We start from the raw sequence: 20,092 nt of genomic DNA on the forward strand, positions 1-20,092 counted from the left end.
GGCAGGTCAAACCGACTGGCGGCGTCCGCGTGCCGCCCGCAGCTTCGCGCGCCGCCGGGCATAGCCCAGCACCTGGTAGAGGCTCAGGAGCATCATCGTCGCGGTGCGGGACGCGTCGTCCTTCTCCAGCGCCTGCTTCCAGAAGGCGGGCGCCTCTGGATCGCCCGCGACCTTCTGGGGCCGCGCCACCCACTCGTCGGACAGCCGGGCTCGCAGCGACATCCGGTCCCCGGCGACGCGCACCCGCTCCAGCTCCACGCGCCGGGGCAGGCGCACGGCGTCGGTGGCGCGGGCCTTGAGCCGCTCCAGGCCGGGGTAGCGCTCCGGCTTCACGCGCACGGACACCTCCAGCCGCGCGAAGCCCTTGCGCTTGGTCTTCGTGCGCGTCTTGCCGCTGGCGCTCGTCTTGGAGCGCTCGCGCTTCTGGAGGTGCTCCACCATGCGGATCCGCAGGAAGGTGCCGTCCGCCAGCCGGGTTTCCAGCAGGAACCACGGGTCGACGAAGAAGCCCGTGTTCCACCAGCCCACCATGTCCTGCCTCACGCGCTTGTCGAGCAGGTCGGGCGGATTCAGGTCCAGCTTGAGGTGCACCGGCGCGTCAGGCCCCAGGTCCACCTGGAGGCGCTGGAGCAGCACCTGGGCCAGCCCGTAGCGGCGGTTGTCCAGGTCGCGCCGCTTGAGCAGGTACCGCCAGAAGAACAGGCCGAGTCCCACGACGAGCAGCACCGCGCCCACCGCGGCCGTCACCTGCACGAGCTGATACCCCGCCTCGGAGAACTGCTCCTCGGCGTTCTCCGCGCCCGCCCACGCGCCGTAGGACAGCAGGGCCATCACCCCGCCGGGAATCACGGTGGACCACCCGCCCCACTCCATCGCGCGGCGCTGGCTCTCCGCTCGGGCGTCCAGTCCGGCCAGGACCTCCAGGTCCTCCAGCAAGTCCGGCACCGGAGCGCGGGCTTGGTAGAGGAAGAACGTGTGGAAACGGCTGACGTTGACCGCCAAGGCGGTGGACTCCCTGCGACGCCCGTCGGGCGGACCCGCGCGCGAGCGTAGGAGTCCACGCGAACAGCGGTCAAACCGCCCTGCGGCCGCGCCGCTTCTTGCGACCCCGCTCCGGCTTCGCGACAGGCGCGCGGCCGGGCCCGGGGGGCGGAGGCGCGGCCGGGGGCAGCGGAAACCGGGCGACGTGGAGCATCTGGTAGAGGCTCAGCAGCAGGCCCGTGACCAGGCGGGACGCGTCGATGCGGTCCATCCGCGCGCGCCAGAAGGCCGCCTCGTCGGGAGCGAGCTTCCCGTCCGAGTGGGGGGACATGCCCCGGGGGAAGCGCGCGCACCAGCGCCGGTCCACCCGGACCTGGAGCCGGAGCTGGTCCGCGGACACCCGCAGCCGGCGGAAGGTCACGCCGTCGGGCAGGCGCACGCACCTGCGGGCCTCCGCCTCCGTCAGGGCCGCGAGCTCCGGGTGCCGGCGGGCCTTCACCCGCAGCCGCACGTCCACGTGCAGCACGTCCCGGTACTGGAGCTTCGTGCGCGTCGGCTTCGTGGGCGTCGGCCGCTCGCGGACCCGGCACCGCCGCTTCTCCACCAGGCCCAGGCGCAGGTGCGCACCGTCCGCCAGCCGCGTCTCCAGCACGAGCCACGGATCGAACTTGGTCCAGGCCGTGCCGTCGCCCGCCGAGGACTTCGGTCCCTCGCGGGAGCCGGGCCCGGTGGAGATGGGCTCCGGGCGCAGCTTCAGGCTCACGGTCCCTTCCGCCGGAAGGTCGCGCTGGAGCCGCCGCAGGAGCACGGCCAGCAGCTCCGGGCGGCGGGTGCGCTCCTCGATGACCACGAGGCGGTCCTCCCGCATGAGGCGCAGGGAGAACCGGTACATGGCCAGCCCGCAGCCCATCCAGAACGCCATGAACCCGGCGATCTGCGGCACGGGCTCCGGGTAGACGAGGCACAGCACCCCGCACATCAGGATGAGCCCCGAGACGACGAGCGAAATCCAGCGCCCCACGTCCCAGTACACCTGCCGGCGCGCGCGCCTCTGGAACGTGTCCAGGAGGCGCAGCACCCGGCCCACCGGCGCCTGACGGAGCTCATGCAGGGGCATGCGGACCTTCTTAGCAGAGGCCCGCCGCCGGCCGTGCAGGCAGGCCGGGCGCCAGGATGCTCGGGCTGTCAGGTAGGATGGAGCGGCCCCAACGGCATCGGGCGCGAGGTGGACCGTGGACGAAGTGAGCCGGAGAGCGGCGCTGAAACTCATCGCGGCGGCGGGCATCACTACTGCTACCGCGGGATGCTCGCGCGGTTCGGGAAAGGCAGAGGAGTCGAAGATGAGTCAGCAGCAGACGCAGCAACCGGAAGCCGTGGTCCGCGTGGATCCGCTCGGGCCGTCACCCACCCCGTGGCGGACGCCGGATCCATTCCTCTTCTGCGTGCACCACGACGACCGCTACCCCCAGGGCAACGAGCAGCTGGGACCGAAGGCGTCGCTCGCGGGCCGGGACATCGGCCAGGACTTCGCGGGGCGGGACGGCTGGAACATGTACCACGGCACCGTCGTGCCGGGCTTCCCGCAGCACCCGCACCGGGGCTTCGAGACGGTCACCATCGTGCGCAACGGGCTGCTGGACCACTCGGACTCGCTGGGCGCGGCGGCGCGCTTTGGCGGCGGCGACGTGCAGTGGCTCACCGCGGGCGGCGGCATCAACCACTCGGAGATGTTCCCGCTGCTCAAGCAGGACCAGGGCAACCACATCGAGCTGTTTCAAATCTGGCTCAACCTGCCGCGCGCCAACAAGATGGTGCAGGCGCACTTCTCCATGCTGTGGGACCACGTCATCCCGCGCCACGAGGCGAAGGACGACGCGGGCCGCACCACGAACATCACCGTGGTGGCGGGCAACCTGCGGGACGTGAAGGCGCCGCCTCCGCCTCCCAAGTCCTGGGCCGCGAACCCGGACGCGGACGTGGCCATCTGGACACTGAAGATGGAGCCGGGCGCGCGCTGGACGCTGCCCGCGGCGTCGCGCGGCACCAACCGGATGCTCTACTTCTTCCTGGGCTCGCGGCTGAGCGTGGGTGGCAAGACGGTGCCGGTGCGCAACGCCATCGAGCTGCGCGCGGACGTGGACGTGGTGCTGGAGAACGGCCCGGAGACGGCGGAGCTGCTGCTGCTCCAGGGCAAGCCCATCGGCGAGCCGGTCGTGCAGTACGGCCCGTTCGTGATGAACTCGCGGCAGGAGATCCAGCAGGCCTTCGCGGACTACCAGCGCACGGGCTTCGGCGGCTGGCCCTGGCCCAGCCATGACCCGGTGCACCCGCGCGAGGAAGGCCGCTTCGCGCGGCACGCGGACGGCCACGTCGAGAAGCCGGCCTGATCAGGGCTTCGCCGGCTTCGCGCCCTCCCACGTGAAGTTCACGGAGGGCGCCTTGACGGCCTTGGCGTCCTTCATGAGGAAGCCCTCCTGGCGCGTGCTCGCGCGCTCCAGGACGGGCTTCAGGGACGCGGGGATGGGCAGCAGCAGGCCCACCACGTACATGTTCCCGCGGCACATCTCCGCCGCGTAGCCGAACGAGATGCGCACCGCGACCTTGTCCCCTTCGACATGGTGGAACGCGACCGAGCGCTTCACGTTGTCCAGGCCGTACTCGAAGCCCACGCAGTCCTCGCCAGCCTGCAGGCTCTGGAGCAGCGCCTCCACGGTCTTCGCGTCCTCGAAGGCCTTGGGGTCGTCGCCGATGTACTTGCGCACGTAGCCGTCCGCCTTGAGGGCCTTGAGGACGTCCTTCTCCGGGAACACGTCCAGCAGGTTGAAGGCGTCCTTGCCCTTGGTCACGTCCCGGGTGACGTAGATGCGGCTCGCGTACGGGTGCGCGCCTCCGGTGTAGCCACCGTTGGAGTCCTCGTAGCTCACGTACGGGCCCACGACGGACAGCACGGTGAAGGACTGCGCGGCCTCCCAGTCGGACGTGTCCTGCGAGGCGTCCACGCCCTCCGTGATGCTGGCCAGGAAGTCCTTCTTGCGCGACTGGAGGCCGAAGACCTCCTTGCCGCCGCGCAGGGCGCGCAGGTCCTTGGAGGACATCTCGAACGTGACGTCGGAGCCAGTGACCTTCCACGTGAGAGACTGGGACTTGGGAGCGGGCGCGGCCGTGAGCAGCGCCACCATCACCACGGAGCTCATGAGCATGCCGGCCATCCTGCCTGAATCCTCCCTGCTCCTGCTCGTCCACGCCCCCGACCTCGACGGTGACTCCCGGCGGATGCGCGCCGTCATCCACGCCCTGGAGCACGCGCTCCCAGGGCTGCATCTGGACTGGACCCGCTCTGAAGCAGAGGGAATCCAGCCGTTGTCCCAGCGGGACGCGTGGCTGGACGAGGCCGCCGAGGACGGCGAGCTGCCCGCGCTCTGCAACGGGGACGAAGACCACCTCGTGACCCTGAGCGGCTGGGAGCGGGCCGGGCACCTGTCTCCCGGGAACGAGCCGCTGTTCGAGCTCCACCTGGAGCTGCCGCTGGACACGCGCGGCATCGCGATGGCGGGGCGGCTGTTGGAGGCCATGGCCGAAAGCTCGCGGGCCTGGTGGGGACGGGTGCTCACCTCGCGCACCGTCGTGGAGCTGTCCCGGCAGGTGCGCCGTCACTGGCAGGACGCACCCGAACCACCCCGGGGGCTGCCGGTGCTCGAACCGCTGGAGATGACGCCCACGCCCGTCGTGCCCCATCACCTGGGCTGGGTGAACTACTGGTCCGCCGCCACCGTGCAGCGGCTCGGGTTCCCGGATCCCTCGCGCGACGCGGAGCTGCTGACCCGTTCGCGCCAGACGGCCTTTGGAGGCTGGCTCGTCCGGCTCACGGACGCACCGCTCGACCTGGACGACCCGGCCCACCTCGACGTCCTGCGGCGGACCTACGCGCGCTTCCCTGCGATCGGCGGACGCGCGGCGCCTTGAGCGGCTCAGTGCGGGAGCTGCTCCCCGACGGTGGAGGCAATCGTCTGGAGCCCGTCGCGGGAGCGGCCCATGGGCTTGTGAGGCAGGGTCCGCAGCCCGGTGAGGCCGATGCCCAGCGAGCCGCCCACCAGCACGCCGCCCATCACGAGCGCGCCTTTGACGGGCCGCTTCGGCAGCGCGAGGGCCGCCGCGATGATCAGCGCGCTCACCCCCGTCATCCCCATCCACAGGCTCGCGCCGAGCAGCAGCGAACTCTTCGCGGTGTTCTTCGCGTCCTCCTTCAGGTCCTTCCGGGCGAGCTCCGCCTCCTTCTTGAGGATGCGTTTGCCCTGCGTGAGGATCGTCGACATCAGGGACGGGCGCTGCTGCGGCTGCTTCTGTTCGTCCATGGCGCACTCCAGTGGGTTGAGAGACCTGGGAGAAAGCTAGGACCGCGCCTCCGGAAGCGAGCGGCAGGGGGGCGGGCAGCGGCTCCTCCTCCCCGTTTGCCGCCGGACCGCTGTCGCGATAGCACCGGGCCGTGGGCTCATCCGGAATCGTCTACGCGTCCTTCGACCGCTTCCCCGCTCCCAAGGGCGCCGCCGTGCACATCCGCGCCTTCGTGGAGGCCCTGGGCGCCGCGTTCGGCCCGGTGGACCTGGTGGCCATTGGCGACGCGCCCGGTGCTCCCCCGCCTGCCCTGGGGGCCCACGTCACCTACCACCCGCTGGGTGCCCGCGGGAAAGACCTCATCTCCCAGGCGCTGACGTTCCGCTCGCACCTGGGGGCGTGGTGGCGGGGCCGGCCGCGCGCGAAGGTCGTCCACGTCCGCTCCATCTTCGAGGGCTACCCCATCGCCCGCCGCAAGGCCGCCCTCACGGACGCGCTCGTGTACGAGGTCAACGGCCTGCCCTCCATCGAGCTGAAGTACCACCACCCCGACGTCGCCGACGACGCGGAGCTGATGCGCAAGCTGCTCGCGCAGGAGGAGGCCTGCCTCCAGGCCGCGGACCTGCTCGTCACCCCCAGCGCCGTCACCGCCGAGCACCTGGTCTCCCGAGGCGCGGATCCGAAGCGCCTGCGCGTCATTCCCAACGGCGTGGACCTGGACGTGTTCCGCTACGCCCCGCCACGCTTCCCGGAAGCCGGGCGTCCGCCGCGCATGCTCTACAGCGGCACCATGACCGCGTGGCAGGGCGTGCACCACGCCATCGAGGCCTGCCGCCTCCTGCGCCGCGACCTGCCGGTGACGCTCACGCTCGTGGGTCCCCTGCGCAAGCACGCGCGCCGCGCCCTCCTGGACCGCTGCGGCGACCTCGTGCTCCAGGGCGCCGTCGAAATCCTCGAGCCCCTGCCCCAGGAAGAGCTGGCCCGGCTGCACCACGCCTGCGACGTCGTGCTCGTGCCACTGCCCGTGAACGACCGCAACTGCGTGCAGGGCTGCTGCCCGTTGAAGCTGCTCGAAGCCATGGCCACCGGCACGCCCGTCGTCGTCAGCGACCTGCCGGTGGTGCGCGCGCTCGCGGAGGCCACCGAGGCCTTCCGCATCCGCCCCGGCTCGCCCAAGGCCATCGCGGAGGCCGTGAAGGACCTCCTCGCGAACCCCGCCCTCGGCGCCTCGCTGAGCGCCAACGCCCGCGCCCGCATCGAGCGCGACTTCCCGTGGGGCCGCGCGCAGGAGGCGCTGGTGAACGCCTACGCGGACGACCTGGGGATCGCGCGAGCCAATACGCGCGACAGCACCGCGGCCTCCGCGTCCGCCTGAAAGCCCGCCTCGATTCGCGCCCGCGCCGCCGCCCCCAGCGCCGCGCGCTTCGCCTCGGGCATGCCCAGCACGTCCAGGCACGCCTGCCCCAGGTGGTTGAGCAGCGCCTTCTCCACGATGAAGCCATTCACCCCGGACTCCACCGCCTCCGGGATGCCGCCCGCGTCGCTGGCGATGACCGGCCGCGCGCACGCCATCGCCTCCAGCAGCGCGTTGGGCATGCCCTCCCACAGGGACGGCTGGAGGTACACGTCACACAGCCGCAGGTGCTCCGCGATGAGCTCCGGGGACTCCAGCGCGCCGGAGATGATGATTCGGGCCGCGTCCTCCGGATGCTCCGCGCGGTAGGCCACCAGGTGCTCCGCGTCGCGGGCGCGCACCTCGCCAATCACCAGCAGGCACGCGGGCCGCACGCGCCGCACCTCCGTGAGCGCGGACAGCAGGAACGGCAGCCCCTTCTTGTGGCGCAGCTCCCCGGAGAAGCCGAGCACCGCCTCGCCCGGCAGGATGCCCAAGCGCTCGCGCAGGGCCGCGTCCGACGGGCCCGGTGAGAACAGCGCCGTGTCCACCGCGTTGGGGATGACCTCCACGCCCGGGTCGCGTCCCAGCAGCATCGCCATCTTCCGGCCCAGGTCCGCGGACGCGGCCGTGAGCACGTCCGCTCGCCCGATCGTCCACAGCAGGCGGGCGAAGTCGCCGGGCGGGAACATCAGCTGATCCACGTCATTGCCGCGCGCGCTGATGACGGACGCCAGCCCCGCGCTCTGGGCGAACACCACCGCGAGGAAGCCCGGCGGGTACAGGTAGTGCCCCCACACCAGGTCGTACTTGCGCCGCGCGTGCAGGTGGCCGAGCACATCGAGCGTGTGCTGCATGGACAGGTCCGCGCTGCCGAACAACCCCAGCCGGTGCAGCGTCACGCCCTTCGCGAACGGAGACACGTCGCCTGCGTCCGGCACCGTCTCCAGCGCCCCGGGCGGCGCCGTGCGCGTCCACGCCACCACGTCCACGCGTGCGCCCAGCCGCACGAGCGAGCCCGCGGTGCGCGCGCCGCTTCGGGCCAGCCCTCCGATGTCAGGGGGGAAGCGCTCGGCGACGAGGAGGACGCGGGGACCGGAAGCCATGCCCTGAATCTACCCGGCCGCGCGCACCGGCAGGCGGGGAACCGCAAGGGATGAAAGGCGGAGGGTGTCTCGTTGCAACGCCCAATCCATGACGCAACCCCCTACCGAATCCTTCTCCCCGGACGCCTCCCCTTCCACCACGGGCGCCAGGGGCCTCCTCGCCTCCCTGTGGTTGGCGGTGAAGGGCTCCACCGAGGACCTGGCCACCGGGCCCGTGGATCGCGCCTTCCTGCTGCTCTCCGTGCCCATGGTGCTGGAGATGGTGATGGAGTCCATCTTCGCCCTGGTGGACGTGCTCTTCGTGTCGCGCCTGGGCGCGGACGCCATCGCCACCGTGGGCCTCACGGAGTCCGTGCTCACGCTCTTCCAGACCGTGCCGCTGGGCCTGTCCATCGGCGCCACCGCGCTCATCGCCCGGCGCATCGGGCAGAAGGACCCGGAGCGCGCCTCGAGCGCCGCCGTGCAGACGCTGGGCCTGGGGCTCGCGCTGTCCGTGCCGCTGGCGCTCGCCGGGGCCCTCTTCGCGCGGCCGCTGCTCGTGGCGCTGGGCGCCGCGCCCGGCGTGGTGGAGCACGGCGCGGGCTACACGCGGCTGATGCTGGGCGGCTTCCCCATCATCATGCTGCTGTTCCTCATCAGCGCCGTCCTGCGCGGCGCGGGGGACGCGGCCACGTCCATGCGCGCGCTGTGGCTGGCCAACTCCGTGAACATCGTGCTCGCGCCGCTGTTCATCTTCGGCCTGGGCCCCGTGCCCGCCATGGGCGTCACCGGCGCCGCGCTGGCCACCACCGTGGGCCGCTCCACCGGCGTGGTGTATCAGGTGTACCGCCTGCTCAAGGGCAGCGGCCGTCTGGAGTTGCGCCGCCGCCACCTGCGCGTGGAGCCGGACACGCTGCGCTCGCTGCTCAAGCTCTCCGGAGGCGCCACGCTCCAGTCGCTGCTGGGCATGTCCAGCTGGCTGGTGCTGATGCGCATCGTCGCCACGTTCGGCAGCACCGCGCTCGCGGGCTACACGCTGGCCATGCGCATCCTGCTCTTCGTGCAGCAGCCGTCGTGGGGCCTGTCCCACGCGGCGGGCACGCTGGTGGGCCAGAGCCTGGGCGCGGGTGACACCGACCGCGCGGAGCGGGCCGCGTGGCGCGCCAGCTTCTACACGCTCGCGTTCCTGGGCGTGGTGGCGGTGGGCTTCCTCTTCTTCGCGGAGCCCCTCATCCACCGCTTCACCACCGAGCCGGAGGTGGCCCAGCACGCCGCGCACTGCCTGCGCATCGTGAGCTGCAGCCTGGCCCTCTACGCCTTCGTCACCGTGCTGCCCCACGCCTTCAACGGCGCCGGGGACACCACCACCCCCACCGTGGTGAACGCCCTGTTCTCCTGGGGCCTCCAGCTGCCGCTCGCGTGGGTGCTGTCCCATCCGCTGGGCCTGGGCCCGTCCGGCGCGTTCATCGCCATCGCCGTCACCTACGGCGCGCTCGGCCTGGCCAGCGCCGCCCTCTTCCGGCGCGGCGGGTGGAAGCTGCGGCACGTCTGAGGCCGCCCTCCACCAGCCGACACTCCCCACCACCCGGAGGCTGAGTTGAAAGCCCCTGGGGAGTGCGGACTTTCCCGAAACTCTCGCGGCGTGTGGGCGCAGCAGGCGCCCCCAGCCACGAGGCTCCTGCCACCCCGGGGGGCCTCCAACGTGTCGCCGCGAGGGCACGGGGATCCACGGTTGGGGAGGGGCTTCACACATGGCGGGCAACGAGCGGCTGGGCGTGGCGGTGGTGGGATTGGGCGGCGCGGTGGCGACGACGGCGGTGGCGGGCATGGAGCTGCTGCGCCGGGGGCGGGTGGACACGCGCGGCCTGCCGCTGGCGGACGTGAAGGGCATGGGGCTGGTGGACTACGGCGCGCTGACGTTCGGCGGCTGGGACCTGTTCGAGGACGACCTCGCGCACGCGGCGCGCAACCACGCGGTGCTGACGGAGGCGCAACTGGAGGCGGTGGCGCCCACGCTGGGGCGCATGCGGCCCTGGCCCGCGGCCTCCAACGCGAAGTTCTGCAAGAACGTCGTCGGCACCGCGGCGAAGAAGGCGCGCACGCTGCGCGAGCAGGTGCAGGCCATCCGCGAGGACCTCATCCGCTTCAAGGAGCACGAGAAGCTGGACCGCGTGGTGGTGGTGAACCTGGCCTCCACGGAGAAGAGCGTGGACCTCACCCGCCCGGAGTTCGCCACGCCGGAGGCCTTCGAGAAGGCCCTGGACGCGAACGACCCGGACATCGGCCCCGCGATGCTCTACGCGTACGCGGCCATCGTGGACGGCATCCCGTTCGCCAACTTCACGCCCAGCGTCGCCGCGGACGTGCCCGCGCTGCGCATGCTGGCCCAGCGCACCGGCGCCCCCATCGCGGGCAAGGACGGCAAGACGGGGCAGACGCTGCTCAAGACGGTGCTCGCCCCCGCGCTGCGCGACCGCGCGCTGCACGTGGAGGGCTGGTACTCCACCAACATCCTGGGCAACCGCGACGGTGAGGCCCTCAACGACCCGGCCTCCAACCAGAACAAGCTCGCCACCAAGGGCGCCGCGCTGGACAGCATCCTTGGCTACAAGGTCACGGACCACGTCGTCTCCATCCAGTACTACCGCCCGCGCGGGGACAACAAGGAGGCCTGGGACAACATCGACGTGACGGGCTTCCTGGGGCAGCCCATGCAGTTGAAGCTCAACTTCCTCTGCAAGGACTCCATCCTCGCCGCGCCGCTCGTCGTGGAGCTGGCGCGCACGCTGGACCTGGCCAAGCGCCGGGGGGAAGGCGGCGTCATCGACGCGCTGGGCTGCTTCTTCAAGGCCCCCATGTCGCAGGACGGCCAGAGCGTGGAGCACGCCATGCCGGAGCAGCAGCGCCGCCTGATGGCGTGGCTGGCCAAGGGCCGCGTGCAGCAGACGGAGCGCACCCCGGAACGCATCAGGGGCTGATGCCATGAACGCACCCGCGCGCGAAACCACGGCCACCGGCCGTCTGGCGGAGCTCCGCCCGCTCCTCTCGGAGCTGATGGACCTCAAACGCATCCGCACCCCGGACCACCCGGACGGCCTGGCGGCGCACGGCTTCCGTCGCGCGTGGGCGGCCCTGGCGTCCGGCATGGACCCGCGCATCGTCGCGCTGCAGGAGACGGCGCGCGCGGTGGCGGCGGTGCGGCTGGGCGGCCTGGACATGGACGTCCTCCAGCGGGCGGGGCTGTCCCCGCAGGAGGCGATGCGGGTGCTGGGCCGGGGGCTGGACGCGGGCTCCCGGCCCATGGATCCACGCCTGCGCGAGCGGCTGTCCGTGGCGCTCGTGCAGACGCCGGAGGAGGCGTGTCACGCGCCGCCGCCCCGGTTCGTGGAGCGGCTGGTGCATCAACCCCGCGCCGGGGCCACGTACCCCGGCCGGCCGCGCATCATGGTCTCTCCGCAAGAGAGCCACGCGGACCACTGCTACGCGGTGGCGGTGGGCGCGGTGCTGGTGGCGCCGTGCTTCGGTGCCTCCCCCGCCCTGCCCTTCGTGGCGGGGCTTTCGCACCACCTGTTCAACGCGGCGCTCCCGGACGCGGGCTACGGCGGCGAGGCCCTGCTGGGCGACCTGCTGGAGCCCGTCATGAAGCGCCTCACGGACGCGGCCCTGGCCACGCTGCCGGAGCGGCTGGCCGGCGTCGTGCGGCAGGCGCTGGCGCTCACCGGCAACGTGGACTCGGCGGAGGCGCGCGCGTTCAACGCGTCGGACGCGCTGGACCGGGTGCTGGAGCTGGAGGCCCACGCGCGAGCCGCGGGCTTCACCCTGCGCCAGGCCCTGGAGGACCTGGAGCTCATCCACCCCGGTCCCCTCCAGACGTTCGGCAACGGCGTGCTGCGTGACGCCGGGGTGTGGCCCTGAGCGGGCCACGGACTCCTGAACCTTCCCCTGAATCTTCCGAAGCAGAGGCGATGACCATGTTCGAGGCGAAGCCGAAGGCCCGCAGGCTGGGCTGGGCGGTGGTGGGGTGTGGCTGGGTGGCGCGGGACTACGTCATCCCGGCGCTCCAGGGCGCGGGCAACGCGCGGCTGGTGGCGCTGTGCGACGCGAACGCGGAGGCGCTGCTGCGCATCCCCGCGGACGACGTCGCCCGGTACACGTCCCTGGGGTCGGTGCTGGCGGACAAGGACGTGGAGGCCGTCTACATCGCCACGCCCAACCACCTGCACGCGGCGATGACGGAGGCGTGCGCGGCGGCGGGCAAGCACGTGCTGTGTGAGAAGCCCATGGCCGTGACCCCGCGTGACGGCCTGCGCATGGTGTCCGCGTGCCAGCGCGCGGGCGTGCACTACGCCACCGCGTTCGACCAGCGCCACCACGCGGCGCACCGCAAGCTGCGCACGCTGGTGAAGGAGGGCGCGCTGGGCACCGTCACCCAGGCGCGCATCCACTACGCCTGCTGGCTGCCCGCGGACTGGACGAAGGACAACTGGCGCATCGACCCCGAGCAGGCCGGCGGCGGCGCGATGATCGACCTGGCGCCGCACGGCCTGGACCTGCTGGAGGTGCTGCTGGGCGACGAGTGGGCGTCGCTCACCGCGATGACGCAGCGGCGCGTGCACGACTACGCCGTGGACGACGGCGCGGTGCTGATGGGCCAGTTCAAGAGCGGCACGCTGGGCCTGCTGCAGGTGGCCTACAACTGCCCGGACGCGTACCCCCGGCGCACGCTGGAGCTCATCGGCACCAAGGCCCGCGCGCTGGCGTACAAGACGATGGGCCAGACGCCCGGCGGCTCCCTGTCCCTCACCGACGCGAGGACGGGCGAGGAGACGCTGCTCTTCCTGTCGCCGGAGGAGGACCGCAGCCCCTTCCTCAACCAGGTGGAGGCCTTCTCCACGTGCGTGCTGGAGGGCCGTCCGCAGCCCTTCGCGCCGGAGCGCGACGTGCGGCTGGTGGGGCTGCTCACGCAGGCGACGCAGGACGGGAAGGCGTTTCCGTCATGTCACTGACCCGCTACGCCTGCACCCACTGCGGCACGTGGCAGCCGGGCTTCCCCAGCACGCCGCCCGCGGGCTGCCCCACGTGCCTGGACGTGCGCAACGCGCTGCCGCGCGACGGCTGGGAGTTCCAGACGGCGGGCCAGGTGTCGGAGCGGCTGGCCACGCACTGGGAGGAGACGGTGCCCGGCATCTGGGGCTTCTCCTGCTCGCCGCCCTTCGGCCTGGGCTCCACGGGGTGGCTCCTGCACCGGCCGGAAGGCAACGTCGCCTTCGAGGGCGCGCCCTGGTACTCGCGGCCCGCGCTGGAGTTCATCGAGGTGATGGGCGGCATCCAGGTGCTGTCCGCGTCGCACCCGCACGGCTTCGGGGCGCTGTGGCAGTTGCAGGAGCGCTTCGACCCGCTGCTCGTGCTGCACCGGGACGCGGTGCCGTACAGCAAGGCCTTCCAGGTGCGCTGGCCGGTGGATGACGAGCAGGAGCTGGCGCCGGGCCTGACGCTGCACTGCGTGGGGGGCCACTACGAGGGCCAGACGGTGCTGTACGACGCGCGCTCCCGCTCGCTCTTCTGCGGCGACGCGCTGAAGGTGGACCTGGACGCGCGCGGCAGGCCCACGGGGCTGTCGTGCCACAAGGGCTTCCACTACGCGATTCCGCTGAGCCACGGCGAGCTGCGCCGCTACCGCGCGGTGCTCAAGCAGCTCCCGTTCGAGAACGTCTTCACCCCGTTCGAGTTCGCCCGCGGCGTCACCCGTGAGCACGCGCTGGCGCTGTTCGACCGGCTGCTCGCGGGGATGCCGCACACCCGTCCCCTGCCTTTGGAGGAACTGTCATGAGCCTTGCCCGAGCCCTGGATGCCTACCACCACGCCGTGTCCACCGGCGCCCTTCAGATGTTCCGCATCGACCCCATCGACCGGCTGGGGATTCCCGTGGCCTCCGCCAGCCTGCGGCTGGGCGACGGTCCGGGCGCGGTGCTGCACGGCAACGGCTACGGCCGCACGGAGGACGAGGCGCGCGTGGGCGCGCTGGGCGAGCTGGTGGAGGAGACCTTCTGCGAGTACGCGATGCAGCGGATGCCGCGCGTGCACGGCAGCTACGCCACGCTCGTGCGCGCCCGGGGCCCCACCGCGGTGGCGGATCCGCTGACGCTGGGGCTGCCCGCGGGCAGTCCGTACACGCCGGACATGCCGCTGGTCTGGGTGGAGGTGCAGCGGCTGTCCACCGGAGAGCGCGTGCTGGTGCCGGAGGAGTTCGTCGCCATCCACCCCGGGCAATTGCAGGGCAAGGCGCCGCTCATCACGCCCATCACCAACGGCCAGGGCGCGGGGCTGACGCGGCCGCAGGCGCTGGTGCACGGCCTGCTGGAGCTGCTCCAGCGCGACGGCAACGGGTTGATGTACCGGGCGATGGACCAGGGCGTGGTGCTGGACCTGGAGGGCGCGGACCTGGCGCCGGACGTGCGCGAGCTGATGGACCGCTACCGGCGCGCGGGCATCGAGGTGATGGCGAAGCTGGCCAGCACGGACTTCGGCATGGTGAACCTGTACGTGGTGGGCCGCGACCTGTCCGTGGGGGACCAGCCGCTGATGGTGACGGGGTGCGGTGAGGCGGCGGACCCGGACCGCGACCGGGCGCTGCGCAAGGCGCTGCTGGAGTACGCCTGCTCCCGCGCGCGCAAGGCGTTCATGCACGGGCCGCTGAGCCACGTGGCCCGCGTCGCGACGCCGGAATACATGGACCGCTTCGTGCCGCAGGTGGACCTGGACGCGGAGGAGCCGCGCGCGCTCAACGCGATGGTGGAGTGGGCGCGGATGCCGGCCGCGTCGCTGCGCGAATTGACGGCGTGCACGCTGATGGTCCGCCAGAAGGTGCGCTTCGAGGACCTGCCCCGCTCGCCCGTGGTGGAGGACCCGTCGCTGCGGTGTGACCACGTGGTGCGGCAACTGCACGCGGCGGGCTTCGACATCCTGGTCGCGGACATGTCGCCGCCGGGCCGCCAGGTGCACGTGGTGAAGGCGCTGGTGCCGGGCCTCGAGGTGGAGACGATGACGTACTACCGCGTGGGCGAGCGCAACGTGGCGCGCCTGCTGGAGCGGCGCGACCCGCTGGTGGGCTTCGGGGCGCCGCCGCCGGGAGCGCAGCCGGTGCGGCTGACGCCGGAGGCCGAGGAGCGGCTGGGCGGACCGTGCTGGTTCAACGTGCGGCTGGCGGAAGCGCGCGTGGGGCGGCTGTACGCGCTCTACCGGGAGCCGGACCGCCACGCGGTGCCGAAGGTGCTCGCCAGCCGTCGCTTCGGGGGGCAGTGAGCCATGGCCCTGCGCTTCGCGTACAACACCAACGGCGTGTCCAACCACCGCTTCGAGGACGCGCTCGGCCTCATCGCGGACAGCGGCTACGACGGCGTGGCCCTGACGCTGGACCACCACCACTTCGACCCGTTCACCCCGGACTTCGAGCGGCGCACGGAGCAGCTCGCCGCGCGGTTGGAGCGGCTGGGCCTGGGGCTGGTGGTGGAGACAGGCGCGCGCTTCCTCCTGGACCCGCGCCAGAAGCACGAGCCCACGCTCGTCACTCCGGACGCGTCAGGCCGGGCGCGGCGGCTGGAGTTCCTGAAGCGAGCGGTGGACGTGTGCGCGACGTGCCGGGGGGAGGCGGTGTCCTTCTGGGCGGGCGTGCCCCGCCCGGGCGTGACGGAGGAGGCCGCGTGGCCCTGGCTGCTGGACGGAGTGGTGCGGCTCTCCGAGTACGCGGCCTTGCACGGCGTGGTGCTCGCGGTGGAGCCGGAGCCGGGGATGCTGGTGGACACGGTGGACGGCTGGCGCCAGTTGCAGGCGCAGGTGCCCGGGGTGCGTCTGGCCCTGGACGTGGGGCACCTGCTGGTGACGCAGGAGCGCACGCCCGCGAAGGCGGTGCGCGAGTTCGCCCCGGTGCTGGGCACGGTGGCGCTGGAGGACATGAAGCGCGGCGTGCACGAGCACCTGCCCTTTGGCGAAGGGGACGTGGACGTGCCGTCGGTCCTGCGCGAGCTGACGCGCGCGGGCTGGGACAAGCTGGTGTGCGTGGAGCTGTCCCGGGACGCGCACCGCGCGCACGAGCTGGTGCCCCGGGCGCTGGAGTGGCTGAAGGCGCGCCTGCCCACGGGCGCGGAGGTGGCGGCGTGAACCGCGTGAACGGGCTGAGGATCTGCTTCATCTCCCGGCGCTTCTTCCCGGCCATCTCCGGGATGAGCGTCTACGCGCTGAACCTGGTGCGGGAGCTGGTGGCCTGCGGGCATGACGTGACGATGGTGAGCCAGTACCGCAACGACCCCGCCGGCATGGCGGTGTACGGGGGCGGGCCGCCGCCGGGCATCCCGGGCGCGCACGTGCTGGGCTGCGAGTCGCGCGGAGAGCAGCGCATCAACCAGGGCCAGCCCGCGAGCTTCGAGCAGGACCTGGAGGAGCTGGTGGACACGGTGGTCCGCGAGCACCGGCGCAAGCCCTTCGACCTCATCCATGCGCAGTACGGCTACCCGTGCGGCCTGGCGGCGCTGGAGGCGGCACGGCGGCTGAGATTGCCCAACGTCGTCTCCATCCAGGGAGGGGACGGGCACTGGGTGGGGACGTGCTGCGGGACGCACAAGCAGGCGATGCTCGCGGTGCTGGGCCACGCGGGGGCGCTGCTGATTGGCAGCAGGTCCTTCGCCGAGGAGGTGAGCGGGCACCACGGCACGCCGCTGGAGCGCTTCACCATCGTCCCCGGCGCCACGGACACGCAGCGCTTCCACCCGAGGAATGAGTCAACGCTGGGAGCGCTGCGCGACGTGCCGGTGTGGCTGTACCACGGCCGGGTGGACGCGCGAAAAGGCGTGATGGAGCTGCTGGACGCGGTTCAGCGCCTGGTGGCGGACGGGCGCAGGTTCCGGCTGCGCGTGTCTGGCATTGGACCGGACGTGGAGGCGGTGCGCGCGAGGGTGGACGCGGAAGGGCTCCGGGACGTGGTGGAGCTGACGGGGGTGTCCACGTACGCCGAGGCGCCGGACCTGTACCGGAGCGGGGACCTGTTCGTGTCGCCCACGTACTCGGAAGGGTTCTCCAACACGCTGCTGGAGGCGATGGCGTCCGGGCTGCCCATCGTGTCGACGCGGGCGGTGGGCGTGGTGGACTGCCTGGAGGACGGACGGGACGGGCTGCTGGTGCCGCCGAAGGACAGCGCCGCGCTGGCGGAGGCGATGGGCCGGCTGATGGACGACGCGCCCTTGCGCAAGCGGCTGGCGGCCACGGCGCTGCGCGAGGTGCGGGAGCTGTACTCGTGGCAGGCGGTGGGGCGGAGGATTCAGGGCGTGTACACGGCGCTGACGGGCACGCGGCCGGACACGCGCTGGACGTACCTGTACGACCCGGCGACGACGCAGGAGCGAGCGGATCCGTCGTGCCGGTTCCGGGCGGCGCCGCACCTGTTATGAGCACGGCCCTGTTCGTGTCACCGCACCTGGACGACGTGGCCTTCTCCTGTGGCGGCACGCTGGCGGCGTTGAAGGCGCAGGGGTGGACGGTGGCGCTCGTCACCGTCTTCACGCGCTCGGTGCCGGAGCCGAAGGGCTTCGCGCTGCAATGCCAGACATCGAAGGGGCTGGGGCCGGAGGTGGACTACATGGCCCTGCGGCGCAAGGAGGACCGGGCCTTCGCCGCCTGCATGGGCGTGGACCACGTGACGTGGGGGGACCTGGAGGAAGCGCCGCACCGGGGCTACGGCTGTCCGGAAGCACTGTTCCAGCCACCGAGAGCCGATGACGTCATCCAGGCCCGGGTGACGGCCTGTCTGAAGCCACTGGTGTGGGAGCTGAAGCCGGACCGGGTGTTCGTGCCCCAGGCGCTGGGAAGCCACGTGGACCACGTGCAGGTGGTGCGGGCCGTGAAGGGCCTGGGCCTGCGCGCGAGCCAGCTCTTCTACTACCGGGACACGCCCTACGCCGTGCGCGAACCCGGGGCGACTCCCGACGCCGCGGTGCCCCCGAGCCTGCGCCCCGTGGCGGTGGACATCACGGAGCACCTGACGAAGAAGGTGGAGGGCTGCGTCCGCTACGGCACGCAGTTGGGCTTCCAGTTCGGAGGCGTGGACAACCTGGCCCGGACGCTCACGGCGTTCCACCGGCAGGAAGCCCAGGCCCGAGGCCAGCCCGGAGCCGCGGAGGTCTTCCTGGCGGACGGCGTCAGCTGAGGAGTCGCAAGGGGTGCAGCAATCCCGCTGCGTCGAGCACCTGTTGAACCTTCGACGCCAGCGCGACGTGGTCTGGATTCGTCACGGTGAACCGTTCCTGCGTGAGGACCACCAGGGTTCCCAGGTCCGCCACGGGCTCCACGCGCACGGGGGCGGGGAGCGGCGGCACGGTCCCTCTCTGGCGGGAGAAGTACATCACCCAGCCAGGGAGGGCCCCCATCTTGGGCCGCGAGGACATGCTCCCGTAATGCTCACTCGAAGTCGCCAAACCAAACTCGGGCTCCCAGACAAGCGCCATCTCCCGAACCACTTGTGAGAGGACGGTCGCGGTCAGGATCCGCTCTGAGAGCGGCCCCTCATCGGGCGGAGACAGGACACAGGACGAAGGGGTCCAGGGATCCGCGGAGCCACACATCCCGGAAACACTGGATGTTTCATCAGGTCGAACGCCCGCCCAGAGCGAGTACTGAAAGGCATCTCCCAGCTGCCAGTCCTTCCTGCTGAAGTGCTTGCGCAGCGAATCCGCATCCGTAGCGACCTGCTTTCGAGACGCCTCCTCAAAGGAGTTCGCTGTTTCGCACCAGCGGTTCCACGTCGGTTCAATGCGGCCCAGGAACCGGAAAAGTGCGGCAGCACGCTGGGCACACTGCTCGACGGTTTCACTCCGTCCCTTCCAATAGGCGCCTGCGAAATAGGATTCAGTCATGGGATGACGACCTTGGCTGGAAGCAGGACGACTTCGATGTCGATGCTATTCCGCTCGAACAGCTTCTTGAGGGCTGTCGCGAACCGCTCCTCCGCGACAAGCCAACGAACAGGAGTGTCCCCGGCCACGCGCAGTTGACGTCTTGCCTGTTCACGAAGGCCCGCTTCTCCCTCGAAGTACTTCTTGAATCCCGATCCCTCATCAAGAAACTTTTCGTAGCCGGGGCCCTTGGCGTCCAGCAGAACGTCCTCCTCCGGGTCGAAGCCATCGAAGTCGACCTCTTCGTCTCCCCGCTTGACCCGGTACGCGGAGCCCTTCGGCGCGCCCGTCACCTGGGCCTGGTAGTCGCGGGCGCGGTTGGACATCGACTCATTCACCTGCACCCACTTGCCTGGGCCTCCTGAGCTGCTGCTCGAAGGCGGCGGGCCATTCGCGGCCATGGTCACCGCCGTGGACGCGAGCGTCACCTCCACCACTGCGCTCACCACCGCCACCGCGCTCACATCCAGCACATGCGCCACGCTGAAGCCCGCCTGCGTCGTGCCCAGCCGCACCGCGTCCGGGAAGCCGGGCAGCAACGTCAGCGCCGACGACAGCCCCACCGTCACGCCATGACTCACCAGCACCGTGACGGCGAGCACGAAGATGCGCGCCACTTCCGGACCCAGGGCCTGCGCGAACACGTCCGCTGCTTCCTCCAGCTCCTGGAACGTCGTAGCCCGGTCCGTCGCTGCCTTCAGCGCACCGCACGCCCTCACCACCGTGAGGAACGACTGCACGCCCACGTACGCCAGGAACACGGCGGCAATCACCGCGGCGGCCTTGGTGAACACAGGCTCCGGTGCCGCGGCCAGCACCACCCAGGACGCAATTGCTCCTGACACCACGGACACGAAGAACGCCGGGTTCAGCGTGTCCTCCAGTGCGTCGCCGATGCTCGCGCGCAGCGGGTCCAACGACATGCCCACCGCGAGCGTCAGCCGGTCCAGCTCGCTGAAGCCCGCGCCATCCTCCAGCAGGGACAGGCAATCCCCCGCGGCCTCATGCGCCCGGCACCACCGTCCGTACCGGTCCCGCAGCATGAATCCCAGGCCCCGGTCCAGCTCCGCGCCCTTCTTCGCGACCGCGCGCACCACCTTCGGGGACCGCACCGTCAGCGGCACCTCCAGCACCAGCCGCGCCAACGCCTCCTCGAATTCCCGAGCGCTGACCGGAACCCGCCGGTCCCAGCTCACCGGCGCGTACGTCCGCGTCCCCTGCTCCGTCCGCAGCCGCACCGTGGGTCCGCTGGCACAGCCCGTCCAGAACACCCACAGCAGCAGCCAGCAGCCAGCGCGTCCCAGCGATTTCGTGCCCACGGCGTGTCATCTACACTGTTCCGAGGACCCAGAATGTCTCCC

General features: G+C 71.7%; 19 protein-coding genes. 12 read left to right on the forward strand and 7 right to left on the reverse strand.

Features of this window, described 5'->3' with window-relative positions; translation table 11 throughout:
* Positions 1 to 6: 6 nt before the first annotated feature.
* Positions 7 to 1,002: a hypothetical protein gene (locus JYK02_RS20760; RefSeq protein ID WP_207053435.1), complete on the reverse strand. Its 996-nt coding sequence runs from the start codon at positions 1,000 to 1,002 to the stop codon at positions 7 to 9.
* 70 nt (positions 1,003 to 1,072) lie between these two features.
* Entirely contained in the window at positions 1,073 to 2,098 is a 1,026-nt protein-coding gene (locus tag JYK02_RS20765; protein WP_207053437.1) for a hypothetical protein, read from the reverse strand.
* Between the two features lie 223 nt (positions 2,099 to 2,321).
* Here JYK02_RS20765 and JYK02_RS20770 point away from each other — a divergent pair, with 223 nt between their 5' ends.
* Positions 2,322 to 3,368 carry a pirin family protein gene (locus JYK02_RS20770; RefSeq protein ID WP_207053439.1) on the forward strand — a complete coding sequence of 349 codons (1,047 nt, stop codon included), beginning with the start codon at positions 2,322 to 2,324 and terminating at the stop codon, positions 3,366 to 3,368.
* Here the strand turns inward: JYK02_RS20770 and JYK02_RS20775 are convergent, their stop codons facing one another.
* Positions 3,369 to 4,181: a hypothetical protein gene (locus JYK02_RS20775; RefSeq protein ID WP_242588826.1), complete on the reverse strand. Its 813-nt coding sequence runs from the start codon at positions 4,179 to 4,181 to the stop codon at positions 3,369 to 3,371.
* Between JYK02_RS20775 and JYK02_RS20780 the strand changes: the two genes are divergently transcribed.
* Complete coding sequence (locus tag JYK02_RS20780; RefSeq protein WP_347402540.1) at positions 4,144 to 4,944, forward strand: DUF5953 family protein; 801 nt, start codon at positions 4,144 to 4,146, stop codon at positions 4,942 to 4,944. The genes JYK02_RS20775 and JYK02_RS20780 overlap by 38 nt on opposite strands.
* Before the next feature lie 5 nt (positions 4,945 to 4,949).
* Here the strand turns inward: JYK02_RS20780 and JYK02_RS20785 are convergent, their stop codons facing one another.
* On the reverse strand, positions 4,950 to 5,333 hold the full coding sequence (locus tag JYK02_RS20785; protein WP_207053443.1) for a phage holin family protein: 384 nt from the start codon (positions 5,331 to 5,333) through the stop codon (positions 4,950 to 4,952).
* Between the two features lie 131 nt (positions 5,334 to 5,464).
* Between JYK02_RS20785 and JYK02_RS40780 the strand changes: the two genes are divergently transcribed.
* Positions 5,465 to 6,688, forward strand: a complete 1,224-nt coding sequence (locus tag JYK02_RS40780) for a glycosyltransferase (RefSeq protein ID WP_207053444.1) — start codon at positions 5,465 to 5,467, stop codon at positions 6,686 to 6,688.
* Here the strand turns inward: JYK02_RS40780 and JYK02_RS20795 are convergent.
* A complete protein-coding gene (locus JYK02_RS20795) occupies positions 6,619 to 7,812 on the reverse strand; it encodes a glycosyltransferase (protein ID WP_207053445.1) in 1,194 nt (397 codons plus the stop codon). The genes JYK02_RS40780 and JYK02_RS20795 overlap by 70 nt on opposite strands.
* Positions 7,813 to 7,900: 88 nt before the next feature.
* Between JYK02_RS20795 and JYK02_RS20800 the strand changes: the two genes are divergently transcribed.
* From JYK02_RS20800 to JYK02_RS20840, 9 genes are all read left to right on the forward strand, one after another.
* On the forward strand, positions 7,901 to 9,343 hold the full coding sequence (locus JYK02_RS20800; protein WP_207053446.1) for an MATE family efflux transporter: 1,443 nt from the start codon (positions 7,901 to 7,903) through the stop codon (positions 9,341 to 9,343).
* Between the two features lie 199 nt (positions 9,344 to 9,542).
* Positions 9,543 to 10,769, forward strand: a complete 1,227-nt coding sequence (locus JYK02_RS20805; RefSeq protein WP_207053447.1) for an inositol-3-phosphate synthase — start codon at positions 9,543 to 9,545, stop codon at positions 10,767 to 10,769.
* 4 nt (positions 10,770 to 10,773) lie between these two features.
* Entirely contained in the window at positions 10,774 to 11,706 is a 933-nt protein-coding gene (locus tag JYK02_RS20810) for a hypothetical protein (protein ID WP_207053448.1), read from the forward strand.
* A 50-nt stretch (positions 11,707 to 11,756) separates the two neighbouring features.
* Positions 11,757 to 12,797 (forward strand): Gfo/Idh/MocA family protein, encoded by a 1,041-nt coding sequence (locus JYK02_RS20815; protein WP_242588827.1) that lies wholly within the window; start codon positions 11,757 to 11,759, stop codon positions 12,795 to 12,797.
* A complete protein-coding gene (locus tag JYK02_RS20820; RefSeq protein ID WP_207053449.1) occupies positions 12,788 to 13,621 on the forward strand; it encodes a hypothetical protein in 834 nt (277 codons plus the stop codon). Before JYK02_RS20815 ends, JYK02_RS20820 begins: the two co-directional genes overlap by 10 nt.
* Positions 13,618 to 15,093: a YcaO-like family protein gene (locus JYK02_RS20825; RefSeq protein ID WP_207053450.1), complete on the forward strand. Its 1,476-nt coding sequence runs from the start codon at positions 13,618 to 13,620 to the stop codon at positions 15,091 to 15,093. Before JYK02_RS20820 ends, JYK02_RS20825 begins: the two co-directional genes overlap by 4 nt.
* A 3-nt stretch (positions 15,094 to 15,096) precedes the next feature.
* Positions 15,097 to 15,948: a sugar phosphate isomerase/epimerase family protein gene (locus JYK02_RS20830; RefSeq protein ID WP_207053451.1), complete on the forward strand. Its 852-nt coding sequence runs from the start codon at positions 15,097 to 15,099 to the stop codon at positions 15,946 to 15,948.
* Positions 15,945 to 17,231 carry a glycosyltransferase gene (locus tag JYK02_RS20835; RefSeq protein WP_207053453.1) on the forward strand — a complete coding sequence of 429 codons (1,287 nt, stop codon included), beginning with the start codon at positions 15,945 to 15,947 and terminating at the stop codon, positions 17,229 to 17,231. The genes JYK02_RS20830 and JYK02_RS20835 overlap by 4 nt, the downstream gene beginning before the upstream one ends.
* Positions 17,228 to 17,986 (forward strand): PIG-L deacetylase family protein, encoded by a 759-nt coding sequence (locus tag JYK02_RS20840; RefSeq protein WP_207053455.1) that lies wholly within the window; start codon positions 17,228 to 17,230, stop codon positions 17,984 to 17,986. Before JYK02_RS20835 ends, JYK02_RS20840 begins: the two co-directional genes overlap by 4 nt.
* Here JYK02_RS20840 and JYK02_RS40785 read toward each other — a convergent pair.
* Positions 17,979 to 18,692, reverse strand: coding sequence for an Imm52 family immunity protein (locus JYK02_RS40785; RefSeq protein ID WP_207053457.1), 714 nt, complete (start codon positions 18,690 to 18,692; stop codon positions 17,979 to 17,981). The two genes, JYK02_RS20840 and JYK02_RS40785, sit on opposite strands and share 8 nt — an antisense overlap.
* Entirely contained in the window at positions 18,689 to 20,050 is a 1,362-nt protein-coding gene (locus tag JYK02_RS20850; RefSeq protein WP_347402541.1) for a restriction endonuclease fold toxin 5 domain-containing protein, read from the reverse strand. The genes JYK02_RS40785 and JYK02_RS20850 overlap by 4 nt, the downstream gene beginning before the upstream one ends.
* Positions 20,051 to 20,092 lie beyond the last annotated feature (42 nt).

The sequence above is a fragment of the Corallococcus macrosporus genome, assembly GCF_017302985.1.
GTDB classification, from domain to species: domain Bacteria; phylum Myxococcota; class Myxococcia; order Myxococcales; family Myxococcaceae; genus Corallococcus; species Corallococcus macrosporus_A.

What these genes read in the sequence shown, in the direction of transcription:
- JYK02_RS20765 (WP_207053437.1), bottom strand. Translation starts at nt 2,098, where the DNA reads ATGCCCCTGCATGAGCTCCGTCAGGCGCCGGTGGGCCGGGTGCTGCGC.
- JYK02_RS20770 (WP_207053439.1), top strand. Translation starts at nt 2,322, where the DNA reads ATGAGTCAGCAGCAGACGCAGCAACCGGAAGCCGTGGTCCGCGTGGAT.
- JYK02_RS20775 (WP_242588826.1), bottom strand. Translation starts at nt 4,181, where the DNA reads ATGCTCATGAGCTCCGTGGTGATGGTGGCGCTGCTCACGGCCGCGCCC.
- JYK02_RS20785 (WP_207053443.1), bottom strand. Translation starts at nt 5,333, where the DNA reads ATGGACGAACAGAAGCAGCCGCAGCAGCGCCCGTCCCTGATGTCGACG.
- JYK02_RS20795 (WP_207053445.1), bottom strand. Translation starts at nt 7,812, where the DNA reads ATGGCTTCCGGTCCCCGCGTCCTCCTCGTCGCCGAGCGCTTCCCCCCT.
- JYK02_RS20800 (WP_207053446.1), top strand. Translation starts at nt 7,901, where the DNA reads ATGACGCAACCCCCTACCGAATCCTTCTCCCCGGACGCCTCCCCTTCC.
- JYK02_RS20805 (WP_207053447.1), top strand. Translation starts at nt 9,543, where the DNA reads ATGGCGGGCAACGAGCGGCTGGGCGTGGCGGTGGTGGGATTGGGCGGC.
- JYK02_RS20810 (WP_207053448.1), top strand. Translation starts at nt 10,774, where the DNA reads ATGAACGCACCCGCGCGCGAAACCACGGCCACCGGCCGTCTGGCGGAG.
- JYK02_RS20815 (WP_242588827.1), top strand. Translation starts at nt 11,757, where the DNA reads ATGACCATGTTCGAGGCGAAGCCGAAGGCCCGCAGGCTGGGCTGGGCG.
- JYK02_RS20820 (WP_207053449.1), top strand. Translation starts at nt 12,788, where the DNA reads ATGTCACTGACCCGCTACGCCTGCACCCACTGCGGCACGTGGCAGCCG.
- JYK02_RS20825 (WP_207053450.1), top strand. Translation starts at nt 13,618, where the DNA reads ATGAGCCTTGCCCGAGCCCTGGATGCCTACCACCACGCCGTGTCCACC.
- JYK02_RS20830 (WP_207053451.1), top strand. Translation starts at nt 15,097, where the DNA reads ATGGCCCTGCGCTTCGCGTACAACACCAACGGCGTGTCCAACCACCGC.
- JYK02_RS20840 (WP_207053455.1), top strand. Translation starts at nt 17,228, where the DNA reads ATGAGCACGGCCCTGTTCGTGTCACCGCACCTGGACGACGTGGCCTTC.
- JYK02_RS40785 (WP_207053457.1), bottom strand. Translation starts at nt 18,692, where the DNA reads ATGACTGAATCCTATTTCGCAGGCGCCTATTGGAAGGGACGGAGTGAA.